17 protein-coding genes are annotated in these 16,790 nt (G+C 36.4%); 2 read left to right on the top strand and 15 right to left on the bottom strand.

Going from position 1 to position 16,790, the window contains the following annotated elements; genetic code table 11:
* Positions 1-4 precede the first annotated feature (4 nt).
* Positions 5-718, bottom strand: coding sequence for a response regulator YycF (gene yycF / locus QH639_RS16640; RefSeq protein ID WP_131521731.1), 714 nt, complete (start codon positions 716-718; stop codon positions 5-7).
* A gap of 214 nt (positions 719-932) precedes the next feature.
* Entirely contained in the window at positions 933-2,393 is a 1,461-nt protein-coding gene (locus QH639_RS16635; RefSeq protein ID WP_131521730.1) for a peptidoglycan DD-metalloendopeptidase family protein, read from the bottom strand.
* Between the two features lie 400 nt (positions 2,394-2,793).
* Here QH639_RS16635 and QH639_RS16630 point away from each other — a divergent pair, with 400 nt between their 5' ends.
* Complete coding sequence (locus QH639_RS16630; RefSeq protein ID WP_227744975.1) at positions 2,794-3,633, top strand: YitT family protein; 840 nt, start codon at positions 2,794-2,796, stop codon at positions 3,631-3,633.
* Positions 3,634-3,676: 43 nt separating this feature from the next.
* On the opposite strand, the gene QH639_RS16625 is transcribed toward QH639_RS16630, so the two are convergent.
* The 10 genes from QH639_RS16625 to rpsF form a co-directional block, all read right to left on the bottom strand.
* Positions 3,677-4,966, bottom strand: a complete 1,290-nt coding sequence (locus QH639_RS16625; protein ID WP_004233375.1) for an adenylosuccinate synthase — start codon at positions 4,964-4,966, stop codon at positions 3,677-3,679.
* A 244-nt stretch (positions 4,967-5,210) separates the two neighbouring features.
* Entirely contained in the window at positions 5,211-6,572 is a 1,362-nt protein-coding gene (dnaB, locus tag QH639_RS16620; RefSeq protein WP_004233370.1) for a replicative DNA helicase, read from the bottom strand.
* A gap of 13 nt (positions 6,573-6,585) precedes the next feature.
* Positions 6,586-7,032: a 50S ribosomal protein L9 gene (rplI, locus tag QH639_RS16615; protein ID WP_004233368.1), complete on the bottom strand. Its 447-nt coding sequence runs from the start codon at positions 7,030-7,032 to the stop codon at positions 6,586-6,588.
* A complete protein-coding gene (locus QH639_RS16610) occupies positions 7,032-9,002 on the bottom strand; it encodes a DHH family phosphoesterase (protein WP_004233367.1) in 1,971 nt (656 codons plus the stop codon). Before QH639_RS16610 ends, rplI begins: the two co-directional genes overlap by 1 nt.
* A 13-nt stretch (positions 9,003-9,015) precedes the next feature.
* The gene (locus tag QH639_RS16605) at positions 9,016-9,957 is read right to left on the bottom strand and encodes a YybS family protein (protein ID WP_066038355.1); all 942 of its coding nucleotides are present in this window, start codon (positions 9,955-9,957) and stop codon (positions 9,016-9,018) included.
* A gap of 463 nt (positions 9,958-10,420) precedes the next feature.
* Positions 10,421-11,155: a hypothetical protein gene (locus tag QH639_RS16600; protein WP_131521728.1), complete on the bottom strand. Its 735-nt coding sequence runs from the start codon at positions 11,153-11,155 to the stop codon at positions 10,421-10,423.
* Positions 11,152-11,646, bottom strand: a complete 495-nt coding sequence (locus QH639_RS16595; RefSeq protein ID WP_131521727.1) for an RNA polymerase sigma factor — start codon at positions 11,644-11,646, stop codon at positions 11,152-11,154. Before QH639_RS16595 ends, QH639_RS16600 begins: the two co-directional genes overlap by 4 nt.
* Positions 11,647-12,276: 630 nt before the next feature.
* Positions 12,277-12,513, bottom strand: coding sequence for a 30S ribosomal protein S18 (rpsR, locus tag QH639_RS16590; RefSeq protein WP_012296211.1), 237 nt, complete (start codon positions 12,511-12,513; stop codon positions 12,277-12,279).
* 40 nt (positions 12,514-12,553) lie between these two features.
* Positions 12,554-13,120, bottom strand: a complete 567-nt coding sequence (gene ssb, locus QH639_RS16585) for a single-stranded DNA-binding protein (RefSeq protein ID WP_048395233.1) — start codon at positions 13,118-13,120, stop codon at positions 12,554-12,556.
* A gap of 43 nt (positions 13,121-13,163) precedes the next feature.
* Positions 13,164-13,451, bottom strand: a complete 288-nt coding sequence (gene rpsF, locus QH639_RS16580; RefSeq protein WP_016992320.1) for a 30S ribosomal protein S6 — start codon at positions 13,449-13,451, stop codon at positions 13,164-13,166.
* A gap of 176 nt (positions 13,452-13,627) precedes the next feature.
* On the opposite strand from rpsF, the gene QH639_RS16575 reads away from it, so the two are divergent.
* The gene (locus QH639_RS16575) at positions 13,628-14,197 is read left to right on the top strand and encodes a DUF3267 domain-containing protein (protein WP_131521726.1); all 570 of its coding nucleotides are present in this window, start codon (positions 13,628-13,630) and stop codon (positions 14,195-14,197) included.
* A 67-nt stretch (positions 14,198-14,264) separates the two neighbouring features.
* Here QH639_RS16575 and QH639_RS16570 read toward each other — a convergent pair whose 3' ends face one another.
* From QH639_RS16570 to QH639_RS16560, 3 genes are all read right to left on the bottom strand, one after another.
* Positions 14,265-15,305 (bottom strand): acyl-CoA dehydrogenase family protein, encoded by a 1,041-nt coding sequence (locus tag QH639_RS16570; RefSeq protein WP_131521725.1) that lies wholly within the window; start codon positions 15,303-15,305, stop codon positions 14,265-14,267.
* Between the two features lie 85 nt (positions 15,306-15,390).
* Positions 15,391-16,491, bottom strand: coding sequence for a redox-regulated ATPase YchF (gene ychF, locus QH639_RS16565; protein WP_131521724.1), 1,101 nt, complete (start codon positions 16,489-16,491; stop codon positions 15,391-15,393).
* A gap of 97 nt (positions 16,492-16,588) precedes the next feature.
* Positions 16,589-16,789, bottom strand: coding sequence for a DUF951 domain-containing protein (locus QH639_RS16560; protein ID WP_048395226.1), 201 nt, complete (start codon positions 16,787-16,789; stop codon positions 16,589-16,591).
* Between the last annotated feature and the right edge of the window lies 1 nt (position 16,790).

Below are 16,790 nucleotides of genomic sequence, written 5' to 3'. Positions count from 1 at the left end.
CCTATTACTCCTGTTCAGGATTTCGTAAATAATAACCTACACCACGTCGTGTGACAATCCAAGCGGGATGACTAGGATTATCCTCAATTTTTTCACGTAAACGGCGAATTGTTACATCAACAGTTCGTACATCACCAAAGTAATCATAGCCCCATACTGTTTGTAGGAGATGCTCCCGTGTCATTACTTGTCCAATATGTTTCCCTAAATAATGAAGTAACTCAAATTCTCGATGTGTCAATTCAATTGCTTCATCACGCTTCATTACTAAATAAGCATCTGGTTGAATAACAAGTGAACCTACGACAATCTCATTCGACTCTTCCTCAGCCTCTTCTGCTGTTGGAGCGACTACTTGTAAACGGCGCATATTGGCCTTTACACGTGCAATCAGCTCTCTTGTACTAAATGGCTTTGTAACATAATCATCTGCACCCATCTCTAATCCTAATACTTTATCAATCTCAGAGCCTTTAGCTGTTAGCATAATAATCGGAAAATCGTATTTTTTACGTACTTCTCTACAAACTTCCATTCCATCACGCTTTGGCAGCATAATATCTAAAAGCATTAAATCTGGTTGCTCTTCCTCTACTTTCTTTAATGCCTCATCACCATCATAAGCACAAATAACTTTATAGCCTTCTTTTATTAAATTAAATTGCAAAATATCTGCGATTGGTTTCTCATCATCAACAACTAAAATTGTTTTATTCATACATACTCTCCCTTTCGCTTCTTATCTATTCTTAAACAATGTGTATTTGTAAATTCACTACTCTTAACTCTATCATGCTTTCGGATTCTATGCATTAATCGATATTCAATCCCTCTAATACTGTGACAAAAAGCGATGTAATTCAACAATTATTTCTCGGGAAATAATAGAAAAAGACAGTCCATTATTCGGACTGCCTTCTATTCAACATGTTTTATCGGCCTACATAAGATAACGGATTTTCTAATGAACCGTTCTTTTCAACTTCAAAGTGCAAATGTGTACCTGTCGAATTTCCAGTGGAACCCATAATACCAATCACAGAACCTTTTTCCACTACTTGTCCGACTTCAACATTAATTGAAGATAAATGTCCATAAAGTGTTGTAAAACCATTATTGTGATTAATAACAATACGATTACCATAGGTGCCAGAAGTGCCAGCAGCAACAACTACACCATTATCAGCAGCTAAAATATTATAGTTACTTGGTCGAGCGATATCGATACCACGATGGAAGGCTCCCCAACGTTCACCCATACCACTTGAAATATAACCCCCGACTGCTGGCCATGCAAATTCTCCAGTTCCACGTGAAGAAATAACCTTTGTACCAACTACTTCAATTTCATCTACTGGTTGTTGAAGTATTTTTTCCTCTAAGGCAACTTTTGATGTCTGTGTACCATTTTCAGATGTTAATGCATAAGTTGTTTCTTTTTTTCCATTAACACCTTCTTGCTTGATGACCTTTTCACCTTTATACATTGTAGGATCTTCTTCAATTACTTTTTTAAACGGAATGACTTCCGCAACTTTCTTTTCCTTTTTTACTTCAAGTGTTACAAATGGCTTTGCCACAGTAACATTTATTTCTTGTCCAATTTGTAAAACTGTATCTACAGTAATACCAGGATTTAGAGCTAGTAGTTCACTTGTTGTTAAATTATGTTTTTTAGCAACTGACCCTAACACGTCTCCTGATTCAATTTTATATGTTTCTTGCTCAAGATAGCCTGTCATTAAAAACTTCACGGCTTGCTCAGGTGATAATATATCAGTTGGTGTCACTTTTTGTGATAACCCTGAAACGCCTTGTTTAAAGGAAACATTTAGAAGTCTAGCCTCACCATCTTTTAATTCTGGTAGATTATTGCTAGCTTGGCGTTTTGATAAGTTATCTAATTCTTGCTGAGAAACATATTGTAGCTTTAACATTTGAACAGTTTTCTCATAAGCTTCCGTATTCTTTAGTGATACTACTGGTTTATGATTTACTAATAATGTAAAGGCATCTGATTTGGCCACTAAAGATTGCTTAAGTTTTGATAATGTTTCTGCATCTTTTGTTTCATTTGTAAATACTTGTTCTGGGATTATTTTAACAGCTGAGCTAGCATCAATGGATAAACCTTTGAATTGCTGACTTGCCATTTTCTCTTTTGATGCAATTATTTCTTGAATTGCTTTCTCATCAGATACTGCACCAATATATTCATTCCCCACATAGACGTGGTAAATTTTATTTAAGTTTTCTTTGTTATATTCCTTAGCAAATCCCATGTTAATTGTTAGGCTTGTCATTAAAACTACAACGATTGAAGCCTTTTTAAAAGAAGAAAAATTGTAGGTGAATCTATTGTTTTCTTCTTTTCTCTTCCAAAACGAATTCATCAATAAAGCCCCTTCCAACTTTACCCTACTGTAGGATGATTTACCCACAAGGATTTTTTGCACCCCTATAATGTACCATAAAGAAAATGACGTTTGAACGATTTCACTCTTTTGTAATGTAAATGTATTATTTATCTACTTATTGTTACATAGAATATATTTTATATAGTTTATAAATACTGTAATTTTATTCATATATTGGTTCTCAAAATTAATTTAACTATCATCTGTATACTATTCTCAAATTTTTTCAAGTGAATTTTGACTTAATACTTTTTACTTTTTTAATATTCCGATAAAATATATATAGAAGGTACACTATTTGATTGGAGCGATTAAATTGAGTGATTCACAAACCTCTGAGATCACAACAAAAGTGTTGAGACCTCAGAAAAATAGCATGCGTAAAGTTTTTGCAAGAATTATTATGGTTTCGCTAGGCGCGATTATAATGGCATTGGGCTTGGAACTGTTTTTAGTACCCAACCACATTATGGATGGTGGTATCGTGGGTGTTTCCATTATCACATCTCATTTATTAAAATTACCCCTTGGTATTTTCATCTTCATTTTAAACTTACCTTTTATTTTTTTAGGCTATAAACAAATTGGTAAAACCTTTGCATTGTCCACAGGTCTAGGTATTACCGTACTTTCATTTTCAACACTTGCCTTACATAATATCCATCCATTTACGGAAGACACATTATTGGCAACAGTTTTTGGAGGAATGATTTTAGGAGTTGGTGTCGGTATTGTCATTCGTTATGGAGGTTCATTGGATGGAACTGAAATATTAGCTATTTTAGCTAATAGCAAAACACCTTTTTCAGTTGGAGAAATCATCATGTTCTTCAATATCATTATTTTTACGGTGGCAGGATTTATTTTTAATTGGGAGCAAGCCATGTACTCCATCATTGCATACTATATTGCCTATAAAATGATTGATATTGTTATTCAAGGATTGGAAGAATCTAAATCTGTGTATATCATAAGTGATGACATTGATGAAATTGGACAAACGATTATGGATCGACTTGGTCGTGGCGTTACTTTCCTTCACGGAGAAGGAGCTTATACGGGGAATGACAAGAAAGTCATATTTACCGTTATTACTCGTTTAGAAGAATCTAAATTGAAAACAATCGTCGCTGAAATAGATGACAATGCTTTTCTAGCCATCGGTAATATCGCCGAGGTAAAAGGTGGTCGCTTTAAGAAGAAAGATATTCACTAAAAAAGGGCATGCCGCATTTGGCACGCCCTTTCATTTTATTTCATTATGCTTCCCAAACGTCCACTAACACGTTTGTTTGCTCACGTGCAGGTCCAACAGAGAAAGTAGCAATTTGAATGCCCGTTAGTTCGCTGATACGCTCCACATAGCGGCGTGCATTTTCAGGTAGCTCTTCTAAAGTTCTGCAGCTTGTTACATCCTCAGACCAGCCTGGAAGCTCCTCATAAATCGGCTCACATTGTTCAATGATATGAAGATTTGCTGGATACTCTGTGATTGTTTCACCTTTATAGTTATAGGCTGTACAAATTTTCACTGTTTCTAAGCCCGATAAAACATCGATAGAGTTAAGAGCAAGATGAGTAATGCCACTTACACGGCGTGAGTGACGTACAACGACTGTGTCGAACCAGCCTACACGACGTGGACGACCTGTTGTTGTACCATATTCGCGACCAACCTCACGAATTTGTTGACCTACTTCATCGAACAACTCCGTTGGGAATGGTCCATCTCCTACTCGAGATGTATAGGCCTTAGATACACCAATAACGCTTGTTACGCGTGATGGCCCAACACCTGCACCAATTGCTACTCCCCCAGCAACAGGATTTGAAGATGTTACATATGGATACGTACCTTGATCGACATCAAGTAAAATTCCTTGTGCACCTTCGAATAGCACTTTACCGCCCTCATCAAGGACATCGTTCAAAATTTTAGACGTGTCCGTAACATACTTAGCAATTTCTTGTCCGTAACCATAGTATTCCTCGAAAATTTCTTCGAATGTTACGCCTTCAACTTCATAGAATTTCTCAAATAACTTATTTTTAATGGCTAAATTATGACGTAGTTTTTCCTCAAAGATTTCCTTATCAAGTAAGTCAGCCATACGGATCCCAATACGTGCTACTTTATCTTGATAACAAGGTCCAATACCTTTACAAGTTGTGCCGATTTTATTGTCTCCACGACTTTCTTCATCCGCAATATCTTGTTTAATATGATAAGGCAAAATCACATGTGCACGATTAGAAATACGTAGATTATCTGTATTAATACCACGCTCTTGTAAACCTTTAAGCTCTGTTACTAATGATTTTGGATTCACAACTAATCCATTACCAATTACTGAAGTTTTATCTTTATAGAAGATCCCTGATGGAATTAAATGTAATTTATAAGTTTCACCATCAATTTTAATGGTATGTCCTGCATTATCTCCACCGGCAAAACGAGCGATGGCATCGGCTTTGTGCGAAAGGAAATCTGTAATTTTACCTTTTCCTTCGTCTCCCCACTGTGTTCCTACAACTACTACTGATGTCATAATCAGCACCTCCGTTAGATACCTTTGTATCTCAATTTTCAAGCCTCAATTATTGTAACAATGATAGAAACAACTCGTCAATAAAAAATAGCGAAAAAACACGAACATAAAATCAAAAAATCTGATTCAACGTTCGTGTTTAATAACAGAATGGTATGAATATTATCGAACATTCAGATTAATTTATTCTAAGGGTAATATTTCATTACTAATAGGCAACTTATCTGAATGACGAGTAACTTGACTAATCACGTGGCGGTGGCGGTGGCATTTGTGACCAATCCACATTAATGAATTTATTGAATTCTTTTTTAAAGGCCAATGTAACGGTTCCTGTTGGACCATTACGTTGTTTCGCAATGATAATTTCGATCATATTTTTATTCTCAGATTCTTTATCGTAATAATCATCACGGTATAAAAACGCAACAATATCAGCATCTTGCTCAATACTTCCCGATTCACGTAAGTCACTCATCATTGGCCGTTTATCCTGTCGTTGCTCAACACCACGAGACAACTGTGATAACGCAATAACAGGTACCTTTAATTCACGGGCTAATCCCTTTAAGGAACGAGAAATCTCTGATACCTCTTGCTGACGGTTTTCTCCTGGCTTGCCGCTCCCCTGAATCAACTGTAAATAATCAATTAAGATCATTCCTAGTCCATTCTCCTGAGCTAAACGACGACATTTTGCACGGATTTCATTGATACGTACACCTGGAGTATCATCAATAAAAATCCCTGAATTCGATAAACTACCCATTGCCATAGTTAGTTTACCCCAATCTTCTGTAGTTAAAGCACCTGTACGTAAAACTTGTGCATCTATATTTCCTTCTGCACAAAGCATACGCATGACCAGTTGCTCTGCACCCATCTCTAAAGAAAAGATTGCAACATTTTCACGAGCTTGTACAGCAACACTTTGCGCGACATTCAATGCAAAGGCTGTTTTCCCTACAGATGGACGAGCAGCAACAATGATTAAATCGTTGCGTTGAAAGCCTGCAGTAATGTTATCTAAATCACGGAAGCCAGTCGGGATACCCGTTACTTCTCCCTTTTGTGATTGCAGTTGCTCAATATTATCGAAAGTTTCCACTAGCACATCTTTAACATGCTTAAAGTCACCTGCATTCTTTCGATTGGCAACCTCCATCATTTTCTTCTCTGCCTCGCCTAATAATGCCTCTACTTCGTCTTCACGCGTATAGCCGTCCTCGACAATTTTCGTTGCCACTCGAATCAATCGTCGTAAGAGGGCCTTTTCCTCAACGATTTTGGCATAATGAGCGACATTGGCAGCTGTAGGGACAGCATTGGCGAGCTCTAGTAAATAAGAAAGCCCGCCAACGTCCTCAATCTCTTTTTTAGCTGATAATTCTTCTGTAACTGTTACAACATCTATCGCTTTTCCTTGATCACTCAAGCGCAACATCGTTTCGAAAATTTTCTTATGGGCATTTAAATAAAAATCATCTGCCAATAAAATTTCTGATGCTGTTATTAATGCCTGTGGCTCAAGGAAGATAGCACCGATAACCGATTGCTCCGCCTCCCGGTTATGCGGTGGAACGCGGTCCATCATCGGTTCACTCATGGATTGTCGCTCCTTATTCTTCCGTTACATGTACTTTTAACGTTGCTGATACTTCATGATGTAGTTTTACAGGAACATTTGTAAAGCCAAGTGAACGAATCCCATCAGGTAAAGTCATTTTACGTTTGTCAATTTTAATGCCGTGCACTTTTTGTAATGCATCAGCAATTTGCTTTGTAGATACTGAGCCAAATAAGCGGCCACCATCACCTGATTTTGCTTTTAGCTCAACTGTTAGTGCTTCTACTTTTTCCTTTAATGCTTGTGCTTCAGCTAATTCGGCAGCAGCATTTTTGGCCTCTAATTTCTTTTGCCCCTCTATTTGGCTTAAAGCTTGCGCATTTGCTTCCGCTGCATAGCCATTCTTGATTAGGAAATTTTGTGCATAGCCATCAGCTACGTTTTTAATTTCACCTTTTTTTCCTTTTCCTTTAACGTCTTTTAAAAATACTACTTTCATTAGTCAGAACTCCCTTCAAAGACCTCATTTATGGCCTCTTCTAAATGTTTTTTCACACCATCGATGGATTTAGCATCTATTTGGCAGGCAGCATTCGTTAAATGTCCACCACCGCCAAGCCTCTCCATAATTAGCTGTACATTGACCTCACCAAGTGAGCGTGCACTTATACCAATTTTGCCATCTGCCCGATGTGCAATGACAAAGGATGCACTAACATCCTTCATCGTTAGTAAAATATCTGCTGTTTGCGCAATTAAGACAGAGTCATACACTTTTGATTCCTCACCTACAGCAACAGCTACTCCTGGTTTTACGAACTTAACTGTTTGCACAATTTTGGAGCGCTCTATATATGTGTCCACGTCCTCCTTCAAGAGACGTTGGACCAATACTGTATCGGCACCATTTGTTCGTAAGTAAGAAGCTGCTTCAAATGTACGTGCTCCTGTTCGAAGTGTAAAGCTTTTGGTATCAACGATAATACCCGCTAGTAATGCAGTAGCTTCTAGCATATTAATTTTTGCACGCTTCGGCTGATATTCTAGTAACTCTGTCACTAGCTCTGCTGTGGACGACGCATATGGCTCCATATAAACGAGTGTAGGATTTTCGATAAAGTCCTCACTTCGACGATGATGGTCGATTACAACCACCTTTTCAGCTAATTTCAATAGGTGTGCATCAATTACTAAATTCGGCTTATGTGTATCAACAATAACGAGCAACGATTTCTCAGTCATTTTACCAGCGGCTTCCTCTGGTGTAAGGAAATTTTCATAGAAATCTGATTTACTCTCTATTTCATTCATTAATCGTGTAACGCTACCATTTAATTCATCAAAATTGATAATGACATAGCCCTTTACATCATTCATTTGTGCCATTTTCCGTACACCTACAGAAGCACCAATGGAGTCCATGTCAGGATTTTTATGTCCCATAACAAACACTTGGTCACTGTCTTGAATTAAATCGCGTAATGCATGTGAAATAACGCGCGCTCTAACACGTGTACGTTTTTCGACTGGATTTGTTTTTCCACCATAGAATTTAAGTTTTCCAGTAGGTTGCTTTATCGCCACTTGGTCTCCACCACGTCCTAATACAAGATCAAGACTTGATTGTGCCAACTCACCAAGCTCCACTAATGAGGATGAACCAGCTCCTACCCCAATACTTAATGTTAATGATAAATTCTTTTGAGCTGTTTTTTCTCGAATGGTATCTAATATAGCAAATTTTTTCTTTTCTAGCTCCGTTAAAATGGATTCATTTAATACTGCTAAGAAGCGATCAGATGATATTCGTTTGACAAACACACCATGCTCTGCAGCCCATTCATTGACAATTGAAGTAACCATTGTGTTGGTTAAACTACGTGGTTGATCGTCCATGGCTTGCGTAATTTCATCGTAATTATCGACAAACAATATAGCGATTACTGTACGGTCTGCATAGTATTGCTTTTCAATGGCAATCTGTTCAGTTATATCAAAGAAATACAGTAGTCGTTCCTCTTTTTTATAATAAACACGATATTTCCGATCACGTAGTGTAATCGTCGCCTCATTAGTCTCCTCGGTCTTCATTAATACATAGATGTCATCCGATATATTTACAATACCTTCTCCAACTAATGATTCCATATTTAAAATGCCTTGCATATATGGATTAGACCATTCGATTTCATACTGCTCATTAACCAGCAGTATCCCTATTGGCATTTCAAGCAGTGCCTCTTCCCCTACTTTTTTCATACGGAAGGAGATAGATTCAATGTGCTTTTCTGTTTCCTCAAAAGCTATCTTCTCTACTTTCCATGTGTAGGCCATCAGTAAAACAAAACCTACACCATAACCGATGCCTATCCCGATATTCCAAATACATAGAAGCACGAACGTCACAGTTCCAAATATGGAAAGAACAAAAAGCGGATAGCGAATTGGTCGTTTTCTAAATGTCCCCATTACAATCAGCCCCTTATTCTTTAGTCTTCCCCTTTACAAGTGAACGTACGTCAAAACCTAAATCAACAATACCGAGTAAGATCATAAAGGATGATAATGGAATTGCTAATAAAGTGGCTACCCATTTAACTCCATTTGGCATCCCCTTTTTAGAGATAAAATAATGGATAAAAGATATTCCTTGTAAAATCAGTAACAACCATAAAATATAAGAAACATTTAATACAATAATATCTAGTGTAGAGCCAGCCTCAGGACGCATGAATAAATTAATACATAAAACAATCATGTAATACCATAAAATAGAGCGTGGTAATCTCATATTTTGGAATGGAGCAAATTTTGGAACATCTACCCCTAGTCGTTTTAGAGCTGGTAAATTGACTGTAATGATAATAAATGCAGCAAAAAATGCTGAGATTGTTATCGTTGCAGGCATAGTCAGTTCAATTGTTTTAAACATTGCCTCAAGCTGCTCTGGATTAATGGCTACTTGGCCTGTGACATTCTTCGCAAATTCATTAGATTGCTCATAATTTTTACGTGCCATCTCTAAACTCATGCTGATGAAGTCAATCCCTGAAAGCTTTACATAAGCAACATAAACAATTGCCATTGAAAGGAGATTAGCAATCCCCGTTGACATAAATAAATAAAGCTTACTCTTCTTCAAATAAATGGCGTTACCCATAACGACACCTACTAACCCTAAAATAAAGGCAAATGGCAGCATGGATATTCCACTCGTTATAGTGGTTAGGATACAGCCTACTATTGCTACGAGTATGGATGTGGAACGCTTGTAATTTGCGCTATACCAAGCAATCGGTAGTGGAGCGAATAATAAAGCTACTATAAAGATGAATGGTACATATGCAGAAATTAACATTAAGATTGTAAAAAGTGCAACCATCATTGAGCCTTGTACAAGCGCTTTTGTTTGATTATTCGGCATTGAAAACCTTCCTTTTTTTCAGTCAAACTTACTACCCTTTATTGTACCATTTTTTCATAGTATTGAACAAAAATCACTTAGATCACTATGTACATTGTCATTATTTTTTCAATTTTAATTCGAACTTTTACCTAAGTAGCTGATAATTTTCTTTTTAACCATAACAAAAAACCAGCATACCCGATACGAATATCGTAATATGCTGGTAGTTAAAATTGATGTAAGATCAGTTACCTTAATGTCATCAATCTTATTTATCTTCTGCTACGAATGGAAGTAATCCCATGATACTAACTAATTTAACTAAATTCAACATAAATTCCGTACCCAACAATACTACCAAGAGTAATTAGTATCCTCGTCAATGTTTGGTTTCTAATCTATCCTATAGATTTTTCTACTAGTTTTTCTTTTCTCTAGTTAACTTGGTTCTTTGTACAGTAGTATTATCATCTCGATTATTTTAATTAAGCTTTAATGAAATAGAATTTGATTCTTGAGTTACAACAATATCTTGTTGTTCAGAGCTTCCATCTGTATATTTTACAATTACTTTGATTATTATGTCGTCATCTATTACCAAATTGCCATCATGAGGAATTGCAAGTGAATATTTATATTTATCCTGTTCATTATACTTAACCGTATAGGTATTTCCAATTTCCTTTGTACCATTGTATATATCTGAACCAGGCGAACTTCCAATCATAAATATCTTTTCTGATAATAACCAGTCTTTGTCTGTATATTCTTTAGCTGTAAGTGTAACATCCTCTATAAACTTGCCTTTGCTAATGGTATAAGTGATTGAGTCGATATGTTCTCCACTTATATTTAGCATAAGCTTTGTAAAGATTAAATTACCTACATCTCCAGTTATATCAGTTGTACTACCTCTAGCTTCAGTTGATAATTCAAAAGTAGCTTTATCTGATGAAAGTTTGGTATTAGGCTGATTCGCATTATCACTCAATGCATAAGCTGTGATTGTAAAATTTGCGACTCGAAAGTTTTCGTTATTATCTAAAAATGGAATACCTATCATAATTAACAATAGGAATCCAAATGCACAAGCTACAGAAATCCGCCCTTTAAAATTTTTCTTTTCTATAATATTGCAATTCTTTTTCACACGATTTTTCATAGTTTTTGACATTTCAATAGAATTAACAGCTTCTTTAATCTTATCAAAGTTCATATTTCATTCTCCTTTCGATATCTTTCTCGAATAAGCTCTCTTCCACGTTGTAATCGCTTTTTAACTGCTGAAGTAGTAATGGCAAGTATTTTTGCTATTTCATCTACTTTATAGCCCTCTACATAATAAAGTAACAATACAATCTTATGTTTATTTGGCAATCTCATAAGATGTTCGATTAAACCATAGTTTTCATCATCCTTACAATATAGTTGCAAATCATTGATATCCATATGTTTACGAATAATATTGTACCTTCTCATATTTTTGCAACGATTTGTAGCAATAGTAATCAACCATGCTTTCTCATGTTCTGAATCGTTAAATGGTGTAGATTTAGTTAGATAGGTAATAAAAGTGTCTTGTACGACATCCTCTGCGTCATTCTCATTGCATAGAATAACAAGACACATTCTAAAAAGCATATTTCCATATTTATCAACAATTCGTTCTATATCTAGTTCGTTCGACCAAACTAATTGTTGCAACATCCATCAACTCCTTTCACTTATAACACACATGAAATTACCATTTGGTGACATTTTATATAAAATAATTTTAGAAAATAATCTTACCTAAAAACTGATCGATGCATAAAAATTGGAAAAATATTTTCCAATAGTCTTCTATCCGAATCTAATCTTATTATATTGTGTAATTAAGAATGTCATTTTAGGTACCTATCGTTGATCCTTTGCCATATCTATCGTTCCTTAAATAAAACAAGCCCACCGAATAGGTGAGCTTGAAATAATTTTACATTTGATAATTTATTCAACCCAAGCAGAAACTGTTCCCCTGTAATGTCCTCTCCAAGTGCCATTTGTAAGCTTTTCCGTTTTGTGAAGATTTATCCAATTTTTATACCATTAACATATATTCTAGGGGGTAAATATATGTTAATGATTAGATGAAAATCATTGAGTTGCGTATGCAGCTCTTTTTTCTTATTGAACTAACCTGGTGCTTTAAGTTCAATAACGATCTTCAACAATCGTGCACGATTGTTGAATAATCCTAACTTTCCTTTATAGCAACAATATTTGAGAAAACAGTATAAATAAAAAAAAGCACCACAAAGGTTATGAAAACCTTGTTGTGCTTTTATTAATAAATAAATTTTATTTATCTTCTGCTACGAATGGAAGTAATCCCATGATACGAGATACTTTGATAGCTGAAGTTAATTTACGTTGGTACTTAGCGCTAGTGCCAGTTACGCGACGTGGTAAAATTTTACCGCGCTCAGAGATGAATTTTTTTAATAAATCTACATCTTTATAGTCGATATGCGTAATGTTATTAGCAGTGAAGTAGCAAACTTTACGGCGTTTGCGGCCTCCGCGACGTGGTGCCATAGTGTGTCTCCTCCTTATCTTTTTTTATCATTTAGAAGCATTAGAATGGAAGATCATCCTCAGATACTTCTATTGGCCCTTTGCTATTCGCAAATGGATCCTCATCTACACGTGTATAATTCGGCTGATTCATAGGTGGTTGATTTTGCTGATACGAATCGCCGCCATAGGAACCCTGCCCTGGCATAGCGCCACCAAACTGTTGTTGTGGTTGACCACCGCCATATGACGGTTGGTTATTACCGTAAGTTTGTCCACCATATTGAGGAGCAGGAGCACCGCTACCATTACGGGGTTCTAAAAACTGTACGCTATCCGCCACGACATCTGTTGTGTATACGCGCTTACCATCTTGTCCTTCATAACTGCCTGTCTGGATACGACCTTCTACCCCAATTAAACTTCCTTTTCGCATGAAGTTCGCTAGGTTTTCAGCCTGTTTACGCCAAGCAACACAGCTAATGAAATCAGCTTCGCGTTCACCTTGTTGATTTGAGAATGCACGGTTTACAGCTACTGTAAATCTTGTAGACGCAACTCCATTCGGTGTATAACGTAGCTCAGGATCTTTTGTTAGTCTTCCAACTAATACGACACGGTTAATCATCAGAATACAACCTCCTTTTCAGCGTTTTGTAAAAAATTAATTATTAAGCTTCTTCGCGAACTGCAATGTGGCGAATGATGTCTTCGCTGATGTTAGCAAGACGTGTATACTCGTTGATTGCATCTGAAGTAGCGTTTACTTTTACGATTTGGTAGTAACCTTCGCGGAAGTCTTGAATTTCATAAGCTAAGCGGCGTTTGCCCCACTCTTTTGATTCGATGACTTCTGCACCGTTAGAAGTTAACATTTCGTTGAAACGTTCAACTAAAGCTTTCTTCGCTTCGTCTTCAATGTTCGGACGTACGATGTACATTAATTCGTATTTTCTCATCTGTTTACACCTCCTTATGGACTTAGGCTCTCCTAATTAAGGGAGCAAGGAGCAAGTAATTAATTATTACTCACATCAATGAATTGTAACATATAGGTACATGTCTTTCAAGTCACAAACTAATAATTCGTTATATAATGGCAGTATATTTCATTATCTATGAAAGGAGTGCCTTCATGTTAACCAACGATAAGGAGCCTATCGTTATCGAATTAGATTTAAAGAAGTTAATGATTGACAATCTTGTGATGACAAGTGGTCTTGTCATATTATTTATTGCCATCCAATATATTTGCTTTAAAGATTTCCATTTTTCTTTTTGGAAGATGATTGGTGGCACAGCACTATTTGTTGTGCTGTATATAATTTTTATTATCCTACACGAGGCTTTTCATTTAATTGGCTTTATGATTTTTGGCAAAGTTCCCTTTAAAGCTTTGAAATATGGCGTAAATTTAGAGCAAGGTATTGCCTATGCAACTACTGAGCAACCTCTCCCCAACCATGCTATGAAAAAAGCTTTATTACTGCCATTCTGGATGACTGGAGTACTCCCAACCATTGTTGGGTTTTATCTTAACAGTACTGTTTTAATATTGATAGGGGCGGTGTTAATAGCTGGAGCTGTAGGCGATTTTGCCATGTATAAAGAGCTACGCAAATATCCACGTAATGCTATCGTACAGGATGATCCTAAATTACCAAAGCTGTATGTTTATCTATTGCAGGAAAAGGATCATCATTAAAGTAAGACTACATAATTAAATAGAATCTGTAGATTAGAAATGAACAACTACAGATTCTATTTATACTTTAAGGAGTTAAAAATCCATGCTGGGCTGCTGTATATAAGTTTCTCCAAATACGGTTAATCGTAGATGTTTCTGTAATGGCATCCATACCGAGACTGCGTATTAAATTATTCGCTATCTCTAAGCATGCAGTAGCTATATCCTTAGCCAATTGAGTAAATTGTGATAATTCCTCTTCCGTTAATTGTTCACCTTTTTGATGCTGTTGCCAAAAGACAGATAATGTTGCATAAAACTGTTCCTCGCATTGCTTGAAACGTTTATGCTGCTGCATCCATAAAAATTGGAAGGCTCCAATTCGTTCAGTTCTGCTTCCATCATGATTTCGTTGCTTCATTAAAGCAAAAGCTTCTTCTAAAAAATTCTCTGTCATCCCAAGACAAACGCCTAAAAAAGAAGCCTCTGCAAAAGTGGTAAATGGAAAGCTATGTACTGAATTGCTATAATCATTTCTGATGACCCCTAATTGAAAAGTAGCTTCCTGTGGTACCCAAACATTGTTTACACGGATTGTATGACTAGCTGTTGCCTTTAAACCCATTGCAGACCAATCATTCAAAATTTCTACATCATGTGGATTTACTGAGCAGCTAATAATTTTTTCGGTTTTGATACCATCTTCTTCAATTAAACAATTCATCGTAAATGTTGATGCATAATTAGAACCACTACAATACTTCCATTGCCCTGTTACATAATAGCCTCCAATTGTTTTTACAGCTATCCCTGTTGGATATCCACTCCCTGCTATAACTGCTTCTTTAGGAGAATAGATTTTTTCACAAATTTCCTTACTGAATGTTGGAATAAATGCGTTTCCACCTGTACCAATAGTAATGAGCCATCCAAAATTGCCATCAAGTGCAGACATCTGTTGAAATATCTTTACACCTTCTACTAAATTTAAATCCATACCACCTAATTCTCTTGGCGTGAACAATTTGAATAATCGTTGTTCATAAATATAATCTAAGACATCTTGTGGTAGCATCCCCAGCTGCTCAAACTCTAAACCACGTTCCTTAATTTGCACAGGATTCATTCATAAGTCGCCTCCATACATTAAAAATTCTGATAACGATGCAATCGAAAAAGGGCAACCATTTTAGATTGCCCTTGTAAGTTTTTTATACATTAAAGCGGAATAACATAATATCGCCATCTTGTACTTCATATTCTTTACCTTCAAGACGTACTTTACCAGCTTCCTTAGCCGCTGCTTGAGAACCTGCCTCAAGAAGATCATCATATGCCACTGTTTCTGCACGAATAAAGCCGCGTTCAAAGTCAGTATGAATAATACCTGCACATTGAGGTGCCTTCATTCCTTTACGGAACGTCCAGGCACGTACCTCCTGTACACCTGCAGTGAAGTAAGTAGCTAGACCTAATAAGTCATAAGAAGTACGAATTAGTTGATCTAAACCAGATTCTTTAATTCCTAATTCTTCTAAGAACATAGCTTTTTCTTCATCATCTAACTCAGAAATTTCTTCTTCAATTTTTGCACAAATAGTAATGACCTGTGCACCTTCAGCGGATGCATACTCACGTACTTTTTTCACATACTCGTTGTTGTCTGCATCTGCTACTTCATCTTCTGAAACGTTTGCTACATAAAGCATTGGTTTAATTGTTAGCAGATGAAGACCTTTAATTACCTTCAATTCATCATCTGATAACTCAGCTGCTCTAGCTGGTTTACCGTTTTCTAGTTGCTCTTTAATTTTTAGAAGCACTGGCTCCTCTAGCATAGCCTCTTTATCTTTTTGTTTCGCCATTTTGCTAACTCGTTGTAAACGTTTATCCACAGATTCTAAGTCAGCTAGTGCAAGCTCTAGATTAATAACTTCAATATCGTCAATTGGATCTACTGCACCAGAAACGTGAGTAATGTTTTCGTCTACAAAACAACGTACTACCTGACAAATTGCGTCTACTTCACGAATATGAGCTAGGAACTTATTTCCTAATCCTTCACCCTTGGAGGCACCTTTAACAATTCCAGCGATATCTGTAAATTCAAATGCAGTTGGCACAGTTTTTTTCGGTACCACTAATTCTGTTAATTTATCTAAACGTGCATCAGGTACTTCAACTATACCAACGTTTGGATCGATCGTTGCGAATGGATAGTTTGCAGCCAATGCGCCCGCTTTTGTTATTGCGTTAAATAATGTTGATTTTCCAACGTTAGGTAAACCAACGATTCCAGCTGTTAATGCCATGGATGGACACAACCTTTCTATACTCAGTTCAAATTTTCTCTCATATAACCTTATCTATTATATTGATTCACCCAGAAAAAGTCTAATATGCCTGATGTTACGACTCTTCCGCAGAAAATAAAACCTTTTTCATTTTTTTCTCAAATTCACGACGTGGAATCATGACACTATGCTGACATCCTTCGCATTTGATACGTACATCCGCCCCCATACGAATAATTTTCCATTTGTTGGTACCGCATGGATGTTGTTTTTTCATTTCAACAATATCATTTAAACCAAATTTTTTTGCCTCCATC

The organism is Lysinibacillus sp. 1 U-2021 (assembly GCF_029916965.1).
GTDB classification, from domain to species: Bacteria; Bacillota; Bacilli; order Bacillales_A; family Planococcaceae; genus Lysinibacillus; species Lysinibacillus capsici.
Note: the sequence above shows the minus strand (reverse complement) of the source record. Positions and strands in the feature narration are given on the sequence as shown.